Raw genomic sequence first — 19,393 nt, 5'->3', positions numbered from 1 at the left:
TTATGTGATCTCGAAAATTTTCATCATAAAATGTATTGATACAGATATCAGTTATGTTTAGTCATCAGTTGTGGTGATGATGGGATCATAGCGAATACCGATAGCCCAAATAATTAAACTTAGAGTAGTTAAGATTGCACCTGCAATCGCAACTCCCTCCCAACCCGCGTGTTCATAGGCATAGCCTGAAAGTAGAGAACCTAGTGCGCCCCCAATGAAATAGCTGGTCATATAGCCTGCCGTTAGGCGGTTACGAGCTTCAGGTAATATTCGATATAACGTACTCTGACTGGTGACATGGACGGCTTGTACTGCAAGGTCTAGCACCAAAATACCAATGATAAATGCGACCAGGGAATATTTCGCTAAACCGATGGGTATCCAGGATAATAGTAATAACACCAACCCAATAGTTGTAATGAGCTTTCCTTTGCCTTTATCGACAAGATGCCCTGCTTGGGAGGCCATAATGGCACCTGCGGCACCGACTAAGCCAAATAAACCTATAGTCCCTTCGGAATAACTGAATGGCGGACTGGCTAATAAGAAAGCCATTGCGGTCCACAGTAAACCAAAATTGGCAAATGATAATGCACCGAGAGAAGCGCGTACCGCAAGCACTGGAGTGCCGAAAAATAACCGGCCAATAGAACCAATGAGCTGGAAGTAGTTTAAGTTAGTTTTTTGATGGTAACGGGGAAGTTTAATGGCTAGAACAATCATTAACAGCATCAATAATGCAAAGGCCACCCAATAGATCGCTCTCCAGCCACCGACCATAGCAACAGCACCTGAAACCGTTCTTGCAAGTAAAATGCCCAGCAATAACCCACTCATAATCATTCCTACCGCTTTACCGCGTTTATGAGGCTTAGCAATAGATGCTGCTAGTGGGATCAGGACTTGTGCAACAACTGAAAATAGTCCAGTAAGGGCGGTACCTAAAAGGATTTGCCAAATATTATTTGAAAGCGCTGTAATTAATAGCCCTAATGCCGAAAGAAAGGTCATCGTTAAAATTAAACGCTTGCGTTCAAACAAATCTCCCAACGGGACTAAAAAAAGTAAACCTGCCGCATAGCCCAGTTGGGCCGCGGTGACAATAAACCCAGCCATATTAGTGGTTAAATTAAACTGCCCCGCAATGGTGTCTAAAAGCGGTTGAGCATAGTAATTACTGGCAACGACAAGACCTGTGGCAATGGCCATTAAAATAGTGAGGCCCGTTGTTAGCTCTGCAGTTTGGGGCTGTTTCATGAGGATTACCTATTATTAGCTAGGCGACTACTATAAACAAAATTTATTACCTTGGTTTATTTCTTTTTGTCATTGATGTAAAAAAGCCACCGGCTAGGGTGGCTAAGGTGACTTAATCGAGCTGTTTATACTTACTTAGCGGCTTCTTGTGCTTCTTTTACCCAGCCATCAAAAGTGGATTGATGGGCTTTGATCCAAGCATTTGTGTGGCGCTGAATATCCGATTGAGATGCTTCACCATTATGCATTCTTAAGTTTTGCGCATTAATATCGGCAATAGGTAGTTTCATTACTTCAAATAATTTTGCTGCAGCAGGGTTATCTGCAGCCCATTTTTTATTGGCGACAATATGCATGGTATTTGGTGGGAAACCATAGTTTTTTCCGTTAGGTAATGTGGTGTCTGTTTTTTCACCGTTTGGCATTGATGAGAATGGCACTTCTAACCAAACTACATCACGGCCCGGCTTGAGGACATCACTTATCCAATAAGGCGTCCACGTATAATATAAAATAGGCTTACCTTCTTTATATCGGGTAATGGTATCTGCCATCATTGCCGCGTAGTTCCCTTGGTTATGGTCAACCGTTTTTTCTAAGTCATAGGCTTTTAAATGGTTATTGATGGCTGCTTCACAGCCCCAACCGGGGTTACATCCCGTTAAATCAGCTTTACCATTACCATTTGAATCAAAGAGTTTGGCAATTTTAGGGTCTTTGAGTTGTTCAACATTGGTAATCTTGTATTTTTCAGCGGTTTTTTTGTCGATGAGGTAGCCTTGAGCCGCATTGACAACATAATTACCTTGACGATAGAACACATTATCACCACCAGCGGCGTCATATTGCGCATTATGTAAAGGAACCCAGCTGGTGGCTAAGTAAGTCGCATCACCGTTCGCAATTGATGCGTAAGCGACATTATAGTCGACTTCTTTGATCGGTTGGACATCATAGCCGAGTTCTTCAAGGGCTTTCGCAACAATTAGTGTTTGGAATGTCTCCTCACTGATCGTACTTTGCACAGGGTTAATTTTTACCCCTTTACCTGGCAGGTCGTTAGCACCTGCAAATGGGACGGTAAACATGGCTGTTAGTGCAGATGCAAGAATGATTTTATGTTTCATTATATTGTTCCCTCTGTTTTTTCGCAGCGAGCTTGGCTTTAAAGTTAAGAGCCAAGTTAGGTGCCACGTGAGTGGCACTTAGGTGAATGTAGGATGTTCTGATTAATGGTTTTTTTTACAAAATGGGCGCATGACTAGCCCAATAGGGCCTTTTTGATACCAACGACATGATGTTTTGCCGCGAGTATCTTGCCCTAAAGATTGGGTAAAACGGTCTAAGATGATAGCCAGAATAACAATACCGACCCCTCCGACAGACGCGAGACCCATATCAAGGCGACCAATACCCCGTAAGACCATCTGGCCTAAGCCTCCGACGGCAATCATTGAGGCGATAACGACCATCGACAGCGCTAACATTAAGGTTTGGTTCACCCCGGCCATAATGGTTGGCATTGCTAATGGCAATTGCACTTTAAACAGCATTTGGCGAGGACTTGCACCGAATGATTCAGCGGCTTCAATTAAGTCAGCTGGGACTTGTTTGATCCCTAAAATGGTCAAACGAATGATTGGCGGTAAAGCAAATATAATGGTGACGACGACACCGGGTACATTACCGATACCAAATAACATAACAATCGGGACTAAATAGACGAATGCAGGTGTGGTTTGCATCGCATCAAGTAATGGGCGAATAATCTTAGCGGCTCTATCACTACGTGCCAACCAAATACCCAGTGGTAGTCCTATCACAATACAAAACAGTAAAGATGTGAGCACTAGAGATAGTGTCACCATCGCTTCTGACCAAGCACCAATCGCCCCGATGGCTATCATCGAAATAAATGTGGCCACCCCCATTGCGCGTCCGGCTAATTGCCAAGTGAGTAATGCGAAAATAATAATGGCAACAGGAGCTGGTAGTGATGTAAGAAATTGTTCAAACCCGCTCAGAATGAAATCAATGGGGGCGCGTATTCCTTGGAATACAGGACGAAAGTTGAGAACAACCCAATCGATAGCATGCGTAACCCATGAATCAAGGGGGATCAGTGTGTTTTGGAAGGGGTCCATAATATTAAACTGATCGGGCCCGATGCTATCAGTCGGTGCGGCATCAAGCCAATCACTCGAACTGGTATCAGCAGGTGTTGTTGTGTCTGATGCATTGCCCCAAGGATCATCCGCAGAGGTATTTGTCTCGCTAGAGCTTGTCGCTGCCCATGGGTCATCAGCTGGTGTATTTTCAGTACCTTGTGTTGGTGTCTCAGTGACTTCAGTATCAGCCCATGGATCTTGCTGGTTCGTCGTTGTTTCTTGATTTTGCTTACTCATTTGGTGTCTCCTTATCCAGCGCTTGTAACAGCATTCCTTTTGAAATCACGCCTAAATACCGGTTTTTTTCGTTAATAACCGGAACGGCGCAAGGGGCTTGTGCTACTGTAGAAATAACTTCATTTAAGGATGTATCACCTTGAATTGGTTCGATATCAGTTAAAATTGCGGCTTCTATACCTGCTTTTTCGTGAAGCGCTTTTTCTAAGGATTCAACAGAAACTACTCCGGCAAAGGTATGTCCTCGGGAAATTAAATAACCGTGATAGCGATCTTCATCATTAAGGACTTTTAACGCGGAACGGGGACCAAAACCCGGTGCGATGTGTAATAGGGCATTTGGCCGCCTACGCGCGATGTCCTTAGCGCTGAATACTTGGCTGATATCCACACCGCGGAAAAAGGTCTTAACATAATCATTCGCTGGATTATTGAGAATTTCATCAGGCGTACCAACTTGAACGACAACGCCTCCTTGCATAATGGCAATGCGGTCACCAATTCTCATGGCTTCATCAAGATCATGAGAAATAAAGACAATAGTGCGTTGTTTATCTCCTTGTAAGGAGAGCAGTTCATCTTGCATTTCAGTACGAATTAATGGGTCAAGGGCTGAGAACGCTTCGTCCATTAACAGAATATCAGGGTCATTGGCTAGTGCTCTGGCTAACCCGATACGCTGACGCATCCCACCCGAGAGCTCATCTGGGTATGAATTCGCCCATTTTTCAAGATTAACTTGCTCAAGTGCATTCATGGCTTTCTTATGGCGCTCTTCTTTTGGAATACCAGAAAGTTCCATACCAAAAGCGGTGTTATCAATGACGTTCATATGTGGCATCAATGCAAAGGATTGAAACACCATACTAATTTTTGTTCGCCTAACTTCGCGCAGTGCTTTGTCAGAGATATTGGAAATATCCTCTCCATCTATCATGACTTGCCCGCTAGTAGGTTCTATCAGGCGATTGAGGAGGCGCACCAAGGTAGATTTTCCTGAGCCAGAAAGTCCCATGACAACAAAGATTTCGCCTTCTTCAATCGTCAGATTAACATCTTGAACACCTACGGTTAGGCCTGTTTTTTCAAAGATATCATCTTTATTCATACCTGATTCTAATAGCTTAAATGCTTGATCAGGATTGTCCCCAAATATTTTATATAAGTTTTTAACTTGTAATTTTATTGCCATATATTATTTACCCAATTTTCAATCAATAAGGAAAATGTATTACCTGTATTGAGAGTGATGAATTCTATAGTGATAGTTAACACTATGTTTCCTAACTATGATTATCCTTTGAAAATTATTAGGGCATAGATTCCTGTATTTAGTTTAATTGATTAGCTAATTATGGATTAAATTCAAATTCCTCCGTTTGAGTTATTAGTAAAATTTGCAAGCAATAAACCCTAGCATAATAAAATCAGCTGGCAACCCTAGGTTAAGTATAATTAATCAAAAAAGTTAGAGGTGAAAAATGATTTTATTAATATAAATAAAAGTGTCATTGAGCTATAGGATAATAATTTTTATGATTTCCATATCAAAGTTAACTTACTGGTGAGGTTGAATTTATTCAAAAATAATACACTTTGCTTTTATTAATATGGGGACTACTGATTTTATTTAATTTTTAGGTGGATAGATGTTGAACTGATGGATGAAAAAATTGAATTTAATAGCTTATTGATTAATCAAATTAATGAAAAATGAAGTGAAACTTGATTGAATTGAAATTAATGGCCAGATTAACTCATTAAAAATGAGTAATTAAACAGATATACATATAAAAAACGAATGAATCAGTCTATTTTTTGAACCAAAAAATACCATGATGAATAAAATCATTATAATTCATCATGGTATGGTTTTTGTTGTGAATGATGTTTATCAATAAGCTAAATTAAAGCTTTGGTTAAAAGTCCCAGTCATCATCTTCGGTACTGACTGCTTTACCAATAATATAAGATGAACCAGAGCCCGAAAAGAAATCATGATTTTCATTTGCATCAGGAGATAAAGCAGATAATATCGCAGCACTGACATCGGTGACCGTATCAGGAAATAAGGCTTCATAACCTAAATTCATTAATGCTTTATTCGCATTATAATGAAGGGATTTTTTGACATCTTCTGACCAACCAACTGTGTCATAAAGCTCTTGTGTATATTTTACTTCATTTTCATATAAATCGAATAATAATGAAAAAGAAAAATCCTTAATTTCTTTCTGAGTATTCTCATCATATTGTGCTAATGATTTTTGAAATTTATAGCCAATATAATAGCCATGTATGGCTTCATCACGAATAATTAAGCGTATAAGATCTGCGGTATTGGTTAATTTGCCTCTACTTGACCAATACATTGGTAAATAAAAACCTGAATAAAATAGAAATGATTCTAAAAAGACACTTGCTATTTTTTTCTTTAAAGGATGTGAATCACAATAATAAGATAGGATGATCTTAGCTTTATTTTGTAATGCATTGTTTTCTTCACTCCAGCGGTATGCATCATCGACATCAACCGTTGAGCAGAGTGTTGAAAATATTGAACTATAAGAGCGGGCATGTACTGCTTCCATAAAGCTAATATTCGACAAAACCGCTTCTTCATGGGGGGTTTTAGCATCTGGCATTAAGCAAGGTGCACCGACCGTATTTTGAATCGTATCTAGCAGGGTAAGACCAGTAAATACACGTATCGTCAACTGTTTTTCTGCAGCAGTAAGGGTATTCCAAGACGGAATATCATTAGATAATGGCACTTTTTCTGGAAGCCAAAAATTGCTTGTTAATCGGTTCCATACTTCTAAGTCTTTATCATCCTGAATACGGTTCCAGTTAATGGCTTTTACTGGTGTGTTAGATGCGCTGGTGGTCATAATATTTTCCTATTACAAAGTGCAAGATACGCAGCCTTCGACTTCAGTTCCTTCGAGGGCAGTTTGGCGTAATCGGATGTAATACAATGTCTTGATTCCTTTTCGCCAGGCATATATTTGCGCTCGGTTAATATCTCGTGTGGTGGCATCATCTTTAAAAAATAGAGTCAAAGATAAACCTTGGTCAACGTGCTGAGTTGCCATGGCATAAGTATCAATAATTTTTTCAGGGCCGATTTGGTAAGCATCTTGGTAATATTCTAAGTTTTCATTCGTCATGAAAGGAGCAGGGTAGTAGACACGACCAATTTTACCTTCTTTACGAATTTCAATTCGTGAAACAATCGGGTGAATGCTTGATGTTGAATTATTGATATAAGAAATAGACCCAGTAGGAGGTATTGCTTGCAAGTTTTGGTTATAAATCCCATAGGTAATGACAGACTGCTTTAAAGCTTGCCAATCTTCACGAGTTGGAATTTCGATACCCGAACGTCGGAATAATTCCTGAACGGTTTGTGTTTTTGGTAGCCAAATATTGTTGATATATTTATCAAAATAATCACCAGAGGCATAGGTTGAATGTTCAAAACCAACAAATGCAGTTTTTCTTTCGATGGCTAATTGGTTTGAAGTTTTTAATGCGTAATAGGTGACCGCATAAAAATAGATATTGGTGAAATCGAGCGCTTCTTCTGAGCCGTAATAAATATGCTCCCTTGCCAAGTAGCCATGTAAATTCATTTGACCTAACCCAATCGCATGCGATTGTCGGTTACCTTCAGCAATGGAAGGGACAGAGCGAATATCGCTCATATCGGAAACTGCGCTCAATGCTCTGACTGCCGCAGCTATTGATTGGGCGAAATCCGGTGAATCCATTGTTTTAGCAATATTCATGGAGCCTAAATTACAGCTAATATCTTTACCAATTTGTTGATAGCTCAAATCGTCTTCATAAACGCTAGGGCGATTAACTTGCAGTATTTCTGAGCAAAGATTGCTCATATTTATGCGCCCTGCGATAGGGTTAGCTCGGTTGGCAGTATCTTCAAATAAAATATACGGATATCCAGATTCAAACTGAATCTCAGCTAAAGTTTGGAAAAATTCCCGAGCATTAATTTTGTATTTTTTTATCGCTTTGTTATTGACCATCTCATGGTATTTGTCTGTAACGCTAATTTCAGACATAGGAACCCCATAGATGCGCTCAATATCATAAGGAGAGAACAAATACATGTCCTGGTTATCTTTCGCTAGCTGGAAAGTAATATCGGGGATAACGACCCCTAAAGAAAGTGTTTTAATCCGTATTTTTTCATCTGCATTTTCACGCTTAGTATCAAGAAAACGCATAATATCAGGGTGATGAGCATGCAAATAGACGGCACCGGCGCCTTGCCTTGCACCTAATTGGTTGGCATAAGAAAATGCATCTTCTAACATTTTCATGACAGGAACAACACCAGAAGACTGGTTTTCAATCAGTTTTATTGGGGCGCCTTGTTCCCGCAAATTGGTCATTAGAAAGGCGACTCCGCCACCTCGTTTGGATAGCTGCAAAGCCGAATTCACAGAGCGGCCAATAGATTCCATGTTGTCTTCGATTCTTAAAAGAAAACAAGAGATTAGCTCACCGCGTTGTTTTTTACCGCAGTTAAGGAAGGTGGGAGTTGCAGGTTGGAAACGACCTGTAATAATTTCATCGACATACAATTTAGCAAGAGATTCACTCCCTTGCGCAAGCGTTAAAGCAACCATACAAACGCGATCTTCATAGCGTTCGAGATAGCGTTTGCCATCAAAAGTTTTCAGCGTATAGCTCGTGTAATATTTAAAGGCACCGAGAAACGTTTGAAAACGGAATTTATGAGCGTATGCCTGTTTAAATAGTGCTTTGATAAATTCAAAGTCATATTGTTCTAATACACTGTTTTCGTAATAATTTTCTTGTACTAAAAAGTCTAATTTTTCTTTTAAATCATGGAAAAATACGGTGTTTTGGTTCACATGCTGTCGAAAATAGTGGTGAGCCGCTTCTTTGTCTTTATCAAATTGAATACGGCCTTCATTATCATATAAATTCAACATCGCATTGAGCGCATGATAATCCACATCTGATATATTTTGCATTTTATCCATTTGAAATAACTCTAGTTGTTTGTACGTTGCCAAAACGTTTTTAGGCCTTGTTGAACGGACTGAACATCTTTATCAGTACCAAGAAGTTCAAAACGATATAGGTAGGGGACATGGCATTTTTGCGCAATGATATTTCCAGCTATCGCATAGGCATCACCAAAATTGGTATTACCCGCAGCAATAACTCCGCGGATAAGTGTGCGGTTGACTTCAATATTAAGAAATTGGATCACCTCTTTTGGGACAGCACCTTTGCTACCACCACCACCGTAGGTCGGCAGTAATAAAACATAAGGTCTTGTCGCAATTAGGCTACTTTCGTGGTTGCCAATAGGCAACCGCGTTGCTGGGACACCTAGCTTTTTAATAAAGCGATGGCAATTTCCTGAGCGACTTGAAAAATAGATGAGTGATTCCGTTTTCATAACACCACCTAAGCGGCTAATAAGCTAATCATGTCTGGTCGAAAACCTGCCCAATGTTTGTCTCCCGCAATAACAACAGGAACTTGCTGGTAGCCTAATTTTCTGACTAATTCAAGAGCTTGGCTGTCTTCAGTAAGGTCAATGATTTGGTAGGAAATAGATTTGCGATCTAAGGCTTGATAAGTTGCATTACACTGAACGCAGTTAGGTTTACTATAAATGGTAATCTTAGCCATGTTATTTACCTTTTGAATGTTTAATAGCAGTAAAAATAAGGTGCGTGACATATAAATACTATATATAGATTTTTAACTTATCAACCACACAATATGTAGTGAATAGAAAATATTGAATGATAATTATTCTAATTATCAGCTAGGTGGTTATTAACATTGAAAATAAAAAAGTATGGTATTGGATGATTCAGATAGACACTCTAAGAAAAAAGATCATTGCAAAGTGGAAATAATTTACTCTATAACTGTATATACAATCAGGTAATTGAGTCCTTTTGAGGAGATACTATGTACCATCAATATTTAGCAACACCGGATAAATTTCCTAAACCGTGGATACATATTACGGCTGATGATGACGGAATAACGAGCCTCTATTTTGTGGATGAAAAAACAGAAAAAGAAACGAAGAATGAGCACTCCAAGCTTTGTGTGAAAGAATTAAAGGAATACTTTAATCATAAAAGAACCGTTTTTACGGTTGCATTAAATCCACAAGGAACAGAATTTCAGAAAAAAGTGTGGAAACATCTTTGTGGGATCCCTTACGGGGAGCGATGGAGCTATAAAGATTTGGCGTTAAAGTTAGGCTCCGTAAATTATTGTCGTGCGGTCGGTATGGCAAACTCACGTAATCCAATCTCATTAATTGTTCCTTGTCATCGCGTACTTGGGCATGATGGAAAATTAGTGGGGTATACAGGGGGATTAGATATTAAAGATTGGTTACTTTTGCATGAGAAGTAAACACTAAATAATTAGTTATAGGTAATACTATTGGTTGTAATAATTACTATTGGTAAGAATTATTGTCGAAATCAGAACCTATTCTATCGATAAATAATATTTTTTTATCTTTTTAGTCCATTTTCGTGATCTAGGTTGTAGACAAGTAACTGAGAAATCTGATGTACTGAGCCTGATACAGATGGTGTGTCTATTTTATTTTAAAGGTAATATTTGATGTCTAAAGTTAAAGGTAACGTTAAGTGGTTCAACGAATCTAAAGGTTTTGGTTTTATCACTCCAGAAGATGGTAGCAAAGATGTATTTGTTCACTTTTCTGCGATTATGGGCGATGGTTTCAAAACCTTAGCTGAAGGCCAAAAAGTGGAATTTGAAATTACTGAAGGTGCTAAAGGTCCATCTGCTGCTAACGTTATTCCTCTGTAATTTTTATAATTAAGATTAAAACGAACAGCTGAAAACTCGCCCTAGCTATCTAGGGCGAGTTTTTTTATTTATAAAAATAAAAAAGGCCTGATATAAACCAGGCCTTTCCAGCAATAAATTGTCTATAAATTAAACAGTTGAGGTTATTTAACTTCTTCGCCTTTAGCTTGTAAATCGGCATGATAAGAAGAGCGAACGAATGGTCCACAGGCTGCGTGAGTGAAGCCCATTGCCATGGCTTCTTCTTTCATTTCATCGAACTCAGCAGGGCTGACATAGCGTTTGACGGGTAAGTGATGGCGACTTGGTTGTAAGTATTGTCCTAGTGTAAGCATCGTTACACCATGACGACGTAAGTCGCGCATAACCTCGATAATTTCTTCATTGGTTTCACCAAGACCGACCATTAACCCCGATTTAGTTGGGATATTTGGATGTGCTTCTTTAAATTTTTCGAGTAATTTTAAAGACCATTCATAGTTAGCGCCAGGGCGAACTTGGCGGTAAACACGTGGCACATTTTCAAGATTATGGTTAAACACATCAGGTGGTGTTGCGGTTAAAATCTCTAATGCGCGATCCATACGGCCGCGGAAGTCAGGAACCAGCGTTTCAATTTTAATTGATGGGCTTTTTTCACGAATAGCACTAATGCAATCAGCAAAATGCTGTGCTCCGCCATCACGTAGGTCATCACGGTCAACAGACGTAATGACGACATAGCGTAGCGCCATATCTTTAATAGTTTGCGCTAATTTTTCGGGTTCGTTGGCATCTGGTGCATTTGGGCGACCATGGGCAACATCACAGAATGGGCAGCGGCGGGTACAAATAGCCCCCAAAATCATAAAGGTCGCGGTACCATGGTTAAAACACTCAGAAAGGTTAGGGCATGATGCCTCTTCACATACAGAGTGTAAGCCATTTTTGCGCATGGCTGCTTTAATGCCTTGAATACGAGTGGAATCAGCAGGAAGCCTAATTTTCATCCAGTCAGGTTTACGTAGAATTTCTTCTCGTTCAGTCACAACGTTTTTGACAGGGATCAGCGCCATTTTGTCGGCGTCACGATATTTAATTCCGCGTTCTATCTGAATTGGTTTACTCATAATATGACGGTTCCAGTTATCTTTTATGCTGATGGATAAGTGATAATTCTAAATAAAACCGAATGGAGACTGTTATCCATTCATTAAAATATTTTTTAAAAATGTTAAAAAATTATAGCATTATTATTGAACAATATGAAATCCTAGTGTGTCACAGAATTGGCGAATTAGCACAGGCTGAACATCGGAAACTGATACTTTGGGAGCAAGATTACTCATTTGAGTCATCTTTAATTCACTGTAACCACAAGGATTAATACGATTAAAGGGTTCAAGATCCATATCAATATTCAATGCGAGCCCATGAAAAGAACAGCCTTTCCTGATGCGTAATCCGAGGGAGCAAATTTTGTCGCCATTAACATAGACACCGGGAGCATCAGGGCGAGGATACGCTGCAATATTAAAATGGGCAAGGGTATTTACGATGGTATTTTCTAATGCGGTAACTAGCTCACGAACACCAATTTTATTGCGTTTTAGATCGAGCATAACATACATCACTTGTTGCCCTGGCCCATGATAGGTAACTTGGCCGCCTCTATCACTTTGGATAACAGGGATATCACCAGGGGCAAGAACGTGCTCCGCTTTTCCGGCTTGGCCTTGGGTAAATACGCGAGGATGTTCAACTAGCCAAATTTCATCATGGGTTTCTGGCGTACGGTGTTCTGTGAATTGGTGCATCGCATCAGAAACAGTTTGATAAGGAGCAAGGCCAAGTTGGCGTATGGTTATACATCTATCTGACAAAATTTAGGTGTCCACGTTGTCTTTATCGTTGCGGGCAGTATAACGCCTATGTTTGCCATACTTCAAGTTAACATACGACTGGATGCTTGCATAAAATGTGATTTAGATTGGAAACAAATGTTATTTAGGAGTGAATATATTGCATTTTAACGTAGGGCATAAAAATGAAAAAGGCCGAATAACAGTAGACTATTCGGCCTTTGATAACTTGTTGTTTAAAGTACAACTTTCACTAACTCTAATGCACCTAACTCAGTATACAAGGTTTCAACTTGTTCAATATGAGTTGCATTGATAGTAATAGAAACTGAGTGATAATTGCCTTTGCTACTTGGTTTTACGTCTGGGCTATAGTCACCTGGCGCATGACGCTGTACCACTTCAATCACTTGATCAACCAGTTCAGGCTGTGCCAAGCCCATCACTTTGTAGGTTAATGGGCATGGGAACTCAAGCAGTTCACCTAATTTCGTTTTCATGGGCACTCCTAATTTTTAAATTGGGCTGCTGGCTGAAAAAGATTGGCTGGTATTAAACCAGCCAATGAGATGTATTCATCCAACAAACATTTCGGTACTTATCTATTTCGATATTTACTATATGGGGACGACTTATTTTAGTTTCAAGTCTTAACCAAACCAGCGATGAAAGAGTAATTTTATGTAGTCAATTAACCGACTGAAAAAACCACCTTCTTCAACATCTTTTAACACTGCTAAAGGGTGCTGTTCGATGATTTTACCATCAAGTTGGAAGCTAATTGTCCCTACTTGTTGGCCTTTGGTTAATGGTGCTTCTAGTTCAGTTGTCGTTAATTCATAGCTGGCTTTTAAATCTTTTAAGCGGCCTCGTGGGATAGTGAGGTATAAATCTTCGGTCACACCTAATTTTACTTCATTTTCATCACCAAACCAGACTGGCACACTGGCAAAATCCACATTGGCTTGTAATGGTTTAACGGTTTCATAAAAGCGGAAACCGTAAGTGAGTAATTTTTTACTTTCGGCATCACGGCCTTTGCTACTTTTCCCCCCCATAACAACGGAGATCAGGCGCATGTCACCTTCAGTTGCTGATGCGACAAGGTTATAGCCCGCGGCATTAGTATGGCCTGTTTTGATGCCATCAACAGCTAAGCTCTTATCCCACAACAGCCCATTGCGGTTTGTTTGACGGATGTTGTTAAAGGTAAACTCTTTCTCTTTATAAATTGCGTATTCTTCAGGCACATCACGTACTAGCGCTTGCCCAATAAGAGCCATATCACGTGCTGAACTATATTGGCCCTCAGCATCTAACCCATGAACAGTTTGAAAATGGGTATTTTTCAACCCTAATTTGTTCACGTAACCATTCATTAGCTGAACAAAGTTGGCTTGGTCACCCGCAATATAGTCGGCCATTGCAACACAGGCATCATTACCTGATTGCAAGTTAATGCCACGAGTTAACTGAGAAACGCTAACACGATCGCCTGGTTTTAAGAACATCAATGATGAGCCTTTAAATACTGGGTTACCAGTAGCCCACGCATCATTTCCAACCGTGACAATATCATTTTCACCAATTTTGCCTGACTTAATTGCCTGACCGATAACATAGCTGGTCATCATTTTTGTCAAACTTGCAGGATCACGACGTTGGTCAGCATTACTTTCGGCGAGAACTTTGCCTGAATTATAATCAATTAAGATATAAGCTTCAGCATCAATAGCGGGTGCTGCAGGAATTGATGTATTTGGGAAGGTTTCATTAGCGTTCGCAATGTTAGCAGTCATAAGAAGGAGTGCGGAACCCAGCACAGTATGACGCACGATGCGTGATGGAGCGACATTATTCATGGTTTTACCATTACATCCGAAATTCGGTTAACACAAGGAGGCGCAGTTTAGCAAAAGAACGGGATAAGGAAAAAGTGACTTTTGCGCTGTACCAATGATTTTTTTGTCAGTTGAATATTGCCTGTATTTAGGTTGCCCAAAATATGATTGAGCAACCTAAAGTTACATAGCTCTATGGTGCAACGACCATTGACGATTGGTTTTTTTCAGACTGTAAACGGCCTTGAACCTCAACAGCTTGTTGCCTTGTACTAAATGGCCCTAGCTGTACTCGGTAAATACCATTATAGGGTTGTAGACGGCCTGGAACATTAAATTGTGTTTTCAACTCATTCAGCATATTTTGCGCGTTGGCTTGGCTACTAATGGCACCAGCTTGAACAAGAAAACCACGCTCTGGAACCGGTTCTTCAGCTACAACGGCTGCAGGTGGCGGTGTTGGTGTTTGCAGGTTCATGTCTGGCATAGTAGGCTGCATCGGTTCTTTGGGCTGCTGAACTGGCAATGTATTTTCTGGAGTTGGCAAGTTTTCCATCACAGGGGTGCCCATTGGGCCAGAACCTAATTGTGGGCGTCCCGGTAAAGCATAGCTCTGTTTCACAAAGTTAGAACCTACTGTTCCTGTCCCTGATAAGGAGCCATCTTGGGCAACTTGAATGGCATCAATTTTAATTTTTGTCGTAGGCATTAAATTCAGGCGGTCAGCGGTAGCTCTTGAAACAGCAATACTTTTACCTGGAACATAAGGCCCGCGGTCATTAACACGAACAACCATCATGCGGCCATTCATCATATTGGTGATACGTACATAACTTGGGATTGGCAAAGTCGGGTGAGCCGCTGTTAATTCCACTGGGTTAACGCGTTCCCCAATCGCAGTCATATTACCTGCAGACTCAGCACCATAAATGGATGCATAACCCACTTGGCTAAATTGTGATGGGTCACGTACGATTTGGTATTGTTGACCATTACGTGAGTAATCATTATTTGCGGTTGGATGGTACGGCTCATAATGAGGCTCTGCACCTAATACATCTTGAGTGGGTACATTGGTTGGCACTTGGGCTGGTTGTTTAACTTCATCTGTCACACAGCCACTGAGTAGCGCGGCTGTGACGCCAAGCATTATCCATTGTAAACGCATACTAAGCCTCATTTTATAAACTTTTAGAAAGGAATTTTCGGTGTGTATGTATCGACATGATAATACCGAATCCAGCCATTAAAACAATCAATGCGGAGCCCCCATAACTCACTAAAGGGAGGGGGACACCAACCACAGGTAATATACCACTGACCATACCGATATTCACAAATACATAGACAAAAAGGATTAAGATCAAGCCGCCAACCATAACTCGACCAAAGGTGTTTTGTGCGCTAGCAGCAATATAAAGCCCGCGAATAATCAGTAAAAGGTATAGGCCAAGTAAAATGAGCACCCCAACTAAGCCAAGTTCCTCTGCTAACACAGCAAAAATAAAGTCGGTATGTCTTTCTGGCAAAAATTCAAGCTGTGATTGAGTGCCATGTAGCCAACCTTTCCCCATTAACCCACCAGAACCAATTGCAATTTTTGACTGGATAATATGGTAACCAGCCCCTAATGGGTCAGTTTCTGGGTCTAATAACATCATGACACGGGCTCTTTGGTAGCCATGCATTAAAAAGAACCACAGCAGGGGAATGAAGGCCGCGAGCGCAATCGCTGCAACAGTAATAAGCCGCCAACTCATCCCTGCAAGGAACAAAACGAACAAGCCTGAAGCTGCAACTAAAATTGAAGTACCAAGGTCTGGTTGCGCCGCCACCAATAATGTGGGTACAAAAATCAATACTAGTGCAATTACGGTATTTTTGAATGAAGGAGGGCATAGGTCTCGGTTCATAAAACGAGCGACCATTAAAGGGACGGCAATTTTTGCAATTTCAGAGGGTTGGAACCGAATGAACCCTAAGTCTAGCCAACGCTGAGCCCCTTTACTTATCTGCCCAAAGACATCAACAAAAACCAGTAAAATAACGCAGAAGATAAACAGGTGAGGTGCCCAATTTTCATACATTCTAGGGGGGATCTGCGCCATCACTATCATGACGACGAAGCCTGTCGCTATCTGCCCTAATTTACGCTCCATCATTTCAGGATCTTGGCCGCTGGCACTCCACATAATAAATGCGCTGTATGCAAGCAACGCGATAATAATTAGCAGCATAGGCACATCTATATGCAGACGTGTGGATAACGAAATTTTTTTCTTATCGTCTGTCATATTCTTTATAGCTCATTGTTATTCATAGAATTGCGCATCAGCGATCTTCTCCTGCATTGGTTGCTGACACTGCGACTTCGGTTCGGTTATCACCAAGAAGAACGTGGTCAAATATTTGCCGCACAATATCACCGACTGCTGGGCCTACGCCCCCATTTTCTAAAATAATCGCAACGGCAATAGTGGGTTTATCATACGGAGCATAAGCAATCATTAACTTGTGGTCGCGCAAGTGCTCTGCCAGCTTACTGGCGTTATAGGTTTCATAGCTGAAGACTTGTGCGGTACCGGATTTCGCAGCTGCTTTATATGGTGTACCAATGAAACTACGGCGGCCAGTACCATTCGGGGCATTGGCTACACCGTACATTCCATGCTTAGCTAGTTCCCAAAAACCTGAGTTAATATCGCCGATTTGTTTGGTTTCTTTGTCTTCATAAGGCACCATGGCATTACCCAACTTTGTGCCGTAGAGTAAATGAGGGGTCTTAACTTGGCCATCATTTATTAATGTCATCAATGCTTTTGACATTTGAATTGGAGTTGCTGTCCAATAGCCTTGTCCTATCCCAACAGGGATCGTATCACCTTGATACCAAGGTTTTTTATAGCGTTTTTGTTTCCATTCACGGGTTGGCATTATGCCAGAACGCTCTTCAGCCAGGTCAATACCCGTATAATCGCCAAAACCAAAACGGCTCATCCATTCAGAAATACGATCAATTCCCATATCATAAGCGACTTGGTAGAAGAAGGTATCCGCAGATTCAATAATGGATTTCGATACGTTAAGTTTACCGTGTCCCCAACGCTTCCAGTCGCGGTAGCGTTTTTCTGAACCCGGTAATTGCCACCAACCAGGATCAAAAATAGTCGTATTTGGCGTGATTACTTTTTCACTCAATGCGGCGACAGAAATAAAGGGTTTTACTGTTGATGCAGGGGGGTAAAGCCCTTGAGTTGTCCGGTTAATCAACGGCCTATCAGGGTTATTTAATAACGCTTGATAATCTTTATTTGAGATACCGTTAACAAACAAGTTAGAGTCATAACTTGGATTAGACACCAGAGCCAAAATTTCGCCATTACGTGGGTCAGTGACCACAACGGCAGCACGGCTAGTGGTTAACAGTTTTTCGATATAAATCTGTAATTCGAGATCAATGGTAAGGTAGATATCCCGACCAGCTTGCGGTGGTTGTTCATGAAGTTGGCGAATAACACGACCGCGGCTATTCACTTCCACTTCTTCATAGCCGGTTTTACCGTGTAAGACATCTTCATAATAACGCTCAATACCTAATTTACCGATATCGTGGCTAGCGGCATAATTGGGTAATAAACCTTCTTTATCAAGACGTTCAACATCTTTGTCATTAATTTTTGCCACATAGCCAATCACATGGGTTAGTGCAGAACCGTATGGGTAAGAACGACGTTGGTAGCTTTTGACCTCTAAACCAGGAAAACGGTACTGGTTAACAGCAAAACGAGCGACTTGGACTTCGTTAAGCTGTGTTTTTAGTGCAATAGAGGTAAACCGACGTGAGCGCTTACGCTCTTTTTCAAAATTAGTGATGTCTTCGTCAGTTAAATCGACCACACTACGAAGATTATCTAAGGTTTCTTGTAGATTACTGACTTTTTCGGGCACGATTTCTAACTGGTAAAACGTGCTATTAAGTGCGAGTTGGGTTCCTCGGCGGTCATAAATAATCCCACGGCTTGGTGCAATAGGCACCAATTTGATTCTGTTATCGTTTGACCGCGTTTGGTAATCTTCATGACGGACAATTTGTAAGTGATACAAATTCGTCACAAGAATAGACGTTAAAATGACAATCACACCGAAGGCGATAAGCGCTCGGCGGATAAACAAAACTGATTCAGCGGTATGGTCGCGAAAAGGGGTGCGTTGTGTTTTCATCCCATTGCCATTTTGAACATATTTAAACCTGACTATTCCCTGTGATAAGGGTGGTTAGTCGTAATACTCCATGCGCGATAAAGACTTTCAGCAACAAGGACACGAACCAGTGGATGGGGCAGCGTAAGCGGTGAAAGCGACCAGCTTTGCTCCGCGGCTGCTTTGCAAGCGGGTGAAAGACCCTCGGGACCACCGATTAATAAACTAACATTACGGCCATCTTGTTTCCATTTATCGAGCTGTACGGCAAGTTTTGGGGTATCCCAACGATCCCCTGGAATATCCAAAGTGACGATGCGATTTCCTTTACCTACAGCTGCGAGCATTAATTCGCCTTCTTTTTCTAGAATGCGCTTTATATCTGCATTTTTCCCGCGTTTTCCTGCTGGAATTTCCGTTAATTCAAATGGCATATCTTTAGGAAAACGGTGGAGGTAATCCATAAAGCCGGTCTGGACCCAGTCCGGCATTTTTGTTCCAACGGCGATGAGCTGTAATTTCAAACTCAGCTCCAAAGCTTTTCTAATTCATACATACGACGACTTTCTTCTTGCATAATATGAACAATGGCATCGCCAAGGTCGACGACAATCCAATCAGAAATGCCTTGCCCTTCAACACCCAATGGCATTAAACCATTTTTGCGGCAAGCTTCGATTAATCTGTCAGCGACTGACATCAAATGGCGGCTTGATGTCCCTGTACAGATGATCATCTGATCGGTAATACTTGATTTCCCTTGAACATCGATAGTAATGATATCTTCTGCTTTAGCATCATCAAGCTGATCGATAATAAATTGTTGGAGTTCAGTTCCTTGCAAAAGGTTCACCTTTTATTCAAATAAACAGAATATCACGTTAAACACTGTTTGTAGTTTGTAGATAAAATAATGGCTGATAACGAATCAAACACATTAACAGCCTTGTTATTTTACCCTAGATTTTAAGAAAAATCG

The 19,393-nt window shown here is 40.8% G+C and carries 19 protein-coding genes; 2 read left to right on the top strand and 17 right to left on the bottom strand.

Annotated elements, in window-relative coordinates:
• Positions 1 to 57: 57 nt before the first annotated feature.
• The 8 genes from P3L44_RS15715 to nrdH form a co-directional block, all read right to left on the bottom strand.
• Positions 58 to 1,257 (bottom strand): MFS transporter, encoded by a 1,200-nt coding sequence (locus P3L44_RS15715; RefSeq protein ID WP_272662571.1) that lies wholly within the window; start codon positions 1,255 to 1,257, stop codon positions 58 to 60.
• Positions 1,258 to 1,388: 131 nt separating this feature from the next.
• Positions 1,389 to 2,384 (bottom strand): glycine betaine/L-proline ABC transporter substrate-binding protein ProX, encoded by a 996-nt coding sequence (gene proX, locus P3L44_RS15710; protein ID WP_004257119.1) that lies wholly within the window; start codon positions 2,382 to 2,384, stop codon positions 1,389 to 1,391.
• Positions 2,385 to 2,486: 102 nt separating this feature from the next.
• Positions 2,487 to 3,662 carry a glycine betaine/L-proline ABC transporter permease ProW gene (gene proW / locus P3L44_RS15705; RefSeq protein ID WP_272662570.1) on the bottom strand — a complete coding sequence of 392 codons (1,176 nt, stop codon included), beginning with the start codon at positions 3,660 to 3,662 and terminating at the stop codon, positions 2,487 to 2,489.
• Positions 3,655 to 4,854, bottom strand: a complete 1,200-nt coding sequence (gene proV, locus P3L44_RS15700) for a glycine betaine/L-proline ABC transporter ATP-binding protein ProV (protein WP_004257111.1) — start codon at positions 4,852 to 4,854, stop codon at positions 3,655 to 3,657. Before proV ends, proW begins: the two co-directional genes overlap by 8 nt.
• A gap of 727 nt (positions 4,855 to 5,581) precedes the next feature.
• A complete protein-coding gene (gene nrdF / locus P3L44_RS15695) occupies positions 5,582 to 6,553 on the bottom strand; it encodes a class 1b ribonucleoside-diphosphate reductase subunit beta (protein WP_272662569.1) in 972 nt (323 codons plus the stop codon).
• 12 nt (positions 6,554 to 6,565) lie between these two features.
• Positions 6,566 to 8,698: a class 1b ribonucleoside-diphosphate reductase subunit alpha gene (gene nrdE, locus P3L44_RS15690; protein ID WP_004257107.1), complete on the bottom strand. Its 2,133-nt coding sequence runs from the start codon at positions 8,696 to 8,698 to the stop codon at positions 6,566 to 6,568.
• 11 nt (positions 8,699 to 8,709) lie between these two features.
• Complete coding sequence (gene nrdI, locus P3L44_RS15685; protein WP_140172819.1) at positions 8,710 to 9,123, bottom strand: class Ib ribonucleoside-diphosphate reductase assembly flavoprotein NrdI; 414 nt, start codon at positions 9,121 to 9,123, stop codon at positions 8,710 to 8,712.
• A gap of 8 nt (positions 9,124 to 9,131) precedes the next feature.
• Positions 9,132 to 9,359 (bottom strand): glutaredoxin-like protein NrdH, encoded by a 228-nt coding sequence (gene nrdH, locus P3L44_RS15680; RefSeq protein WP_140172817.1) that lies wholly within the window; start codon positions 9,357 to 9,359, stop codon positions 9,132 to 9,134.
• 288 nt (positions 9,360 to 9,647) lie between these two features.
• Here nrdH and P3L44_RS15675 point away from each other — a divergent pair, with 288 nt between their 5' ends.
• On the top strand, positions 9,648 to 10,106 hold the full coding sequence (locus tag P3L44_RS15675) for a methylated-DNA--[protein]-cysteine S-methyltransferase (RefSeq protein WP_004257101.1): 459 nt from the start codon (positions 9,648 to 9,650) through the stop codon (positions 10,104 to 10,106).
• Between the two features lie 216 nt (positions 10,107 to 10,322).
• Entirely contained in the window at positions 10,323 to 10,532 is a 210-nt protein-coding gene (gene cspE, locus P3L44_RS15670; RefSeq protein WP_004257099.1) for a transcription antiterminator/RNA stability regulator CspE, read from the top strand.
• A 143-nt stretch (positions 10,533 to 10,675) separates the two neighbouring features.
• Here cspE and lipA read toward each other — a convergent pair whose 3' ends face one another.
• The 9 genes from lipA to rsfS form a co-directional block, all read right to left on the bottom strand.
• Positions 10,676 to 11,641, bottom strand: a complete 966-nt coding sequence (gene lipA / locus P3L44_RS15665) for a lipoyl synthase (protein ID WP_004257088.1) — start codon at positions 11,639 to 11,641, stop codon at positions 10,676 to 10,678.
• Positions 11,642 to 11,764: 123 nt separating this feature from the next.
• A complete protein-coding gene (gene lipB, locus P3L44_RS15660; RefSeq protein WP_410480064.1) occupies positions 11,765 to 12,379 on the bottom strand; it encodes a lipoyl(octanoyl) transferase LipB in 615 nt (204 codons plus the stop codon).
• A gap of 230 nt (positions 12,380 to 12,609) precedes the next feature.
• Positions 12,610 to 12,873, bottom strand: coding sequence for a DUF493 family protein YbeD (ybeD, locus tag P3L44_RS15655; RefSeq protein WP_004257083.1), 264 nt, complete (start codon positions 12,871 to 12,873; stop codon positions 12,610 to 12,612).
• A 150-nt stretch (positions 12,874 to 13,023) separates the two neighbouring features.
• Positions 13,024 to 14,235 (bottom strand): D-alanyl-D-alanine carboxypeptidase DacA, encoded by a 1,212-nt coding sequence (dacA, locus tag P3L44_RS15650; protein WP_094961795.1) that lies wholly within the window; start codon positions 14,233 to 14,235, stop codon positions 13,024 to 13,026.
• 172 nt (positions 14,236 to 14,407) lie between these two features.
• Positions 14,408 to 15,382, bottom strand: a complete 975-nt coding sequence (gene rlpA / locus P3L44_RS15645; protein WP_036957957.1) for an endolytic peptidoglycan transglycosylase RlpA — start codon at positions 15,380 to 15,382, stop codon at positions 14,408 to 14,410.
• 13 nt (positions 15,383 to 15,395) lie between these two features.
• Entirely contained in the window at positions 15,396 to 16,508 is a 1,113-nt protein-coding gene (mrdB, locus tag P3L44_RS15640) for a peptidoglycan glycosyltransferase MrdB (RefSeq protein ID WP_004257071.1), read from the bottom strand.
• Positions 16,509 to 16,545: 37 nt separating this feature from the next.
• A complete protein-coding gene (mrdA, locus tag P3L44_RS15635; protein ID WP_272662567.1) occupies positions 16,546 to 18,435 on the bottom strand; it encodes a peptidoglycan DD-transpeptidase MrdA in 1,890 nt (629 codons plus the stop codon).
• 32 nt (positions 18,436 to 18,467) lie between these two features.
• Positions 18,468 to 18,938, bottom strand: coding sequence for a 23S rRNA (pseudouridine(1915)-N(3))-methyltransferase RlmH (gene rlmH / locus P3L44_RS15630; protein WP_036957956.1), 471 nt, complete (start codon positions 18,936 to 18,938; stop codon positions 18,468 to 18,470).
• Positions 18,939 to 18,940: 2 nt separating this feature from the next.
• Positions 18,941 to 19,267: a ribosome silencing factor gene (rsfS, locus tag P3L44_RS15625; protein WP_004257063.1), complete on the bottom strand. Its 327-nt coding sequence runs from the start codon at positions 19,265 to 19,267 to the stop codon at positions 18,941 to 18,943.
• Positions 19,268 to 19,393: the final 126 nt, after the last annotated feature.

It is taken from the genome of Providencia sp. PROV175, assembly GCF_032707045.1.
Lineage (GTDB): Bacteria > Pseudomonadota > Gammaproteobacteria > Enterobacterales > Enterobacteriaceae > Providencia > Providencia hangzhouensis.
The sequence above is the reverse complement of the archived record's forward strand: the minus strand, read 5'-3'. Positions and strand labels throughout refer to the sequence as shown.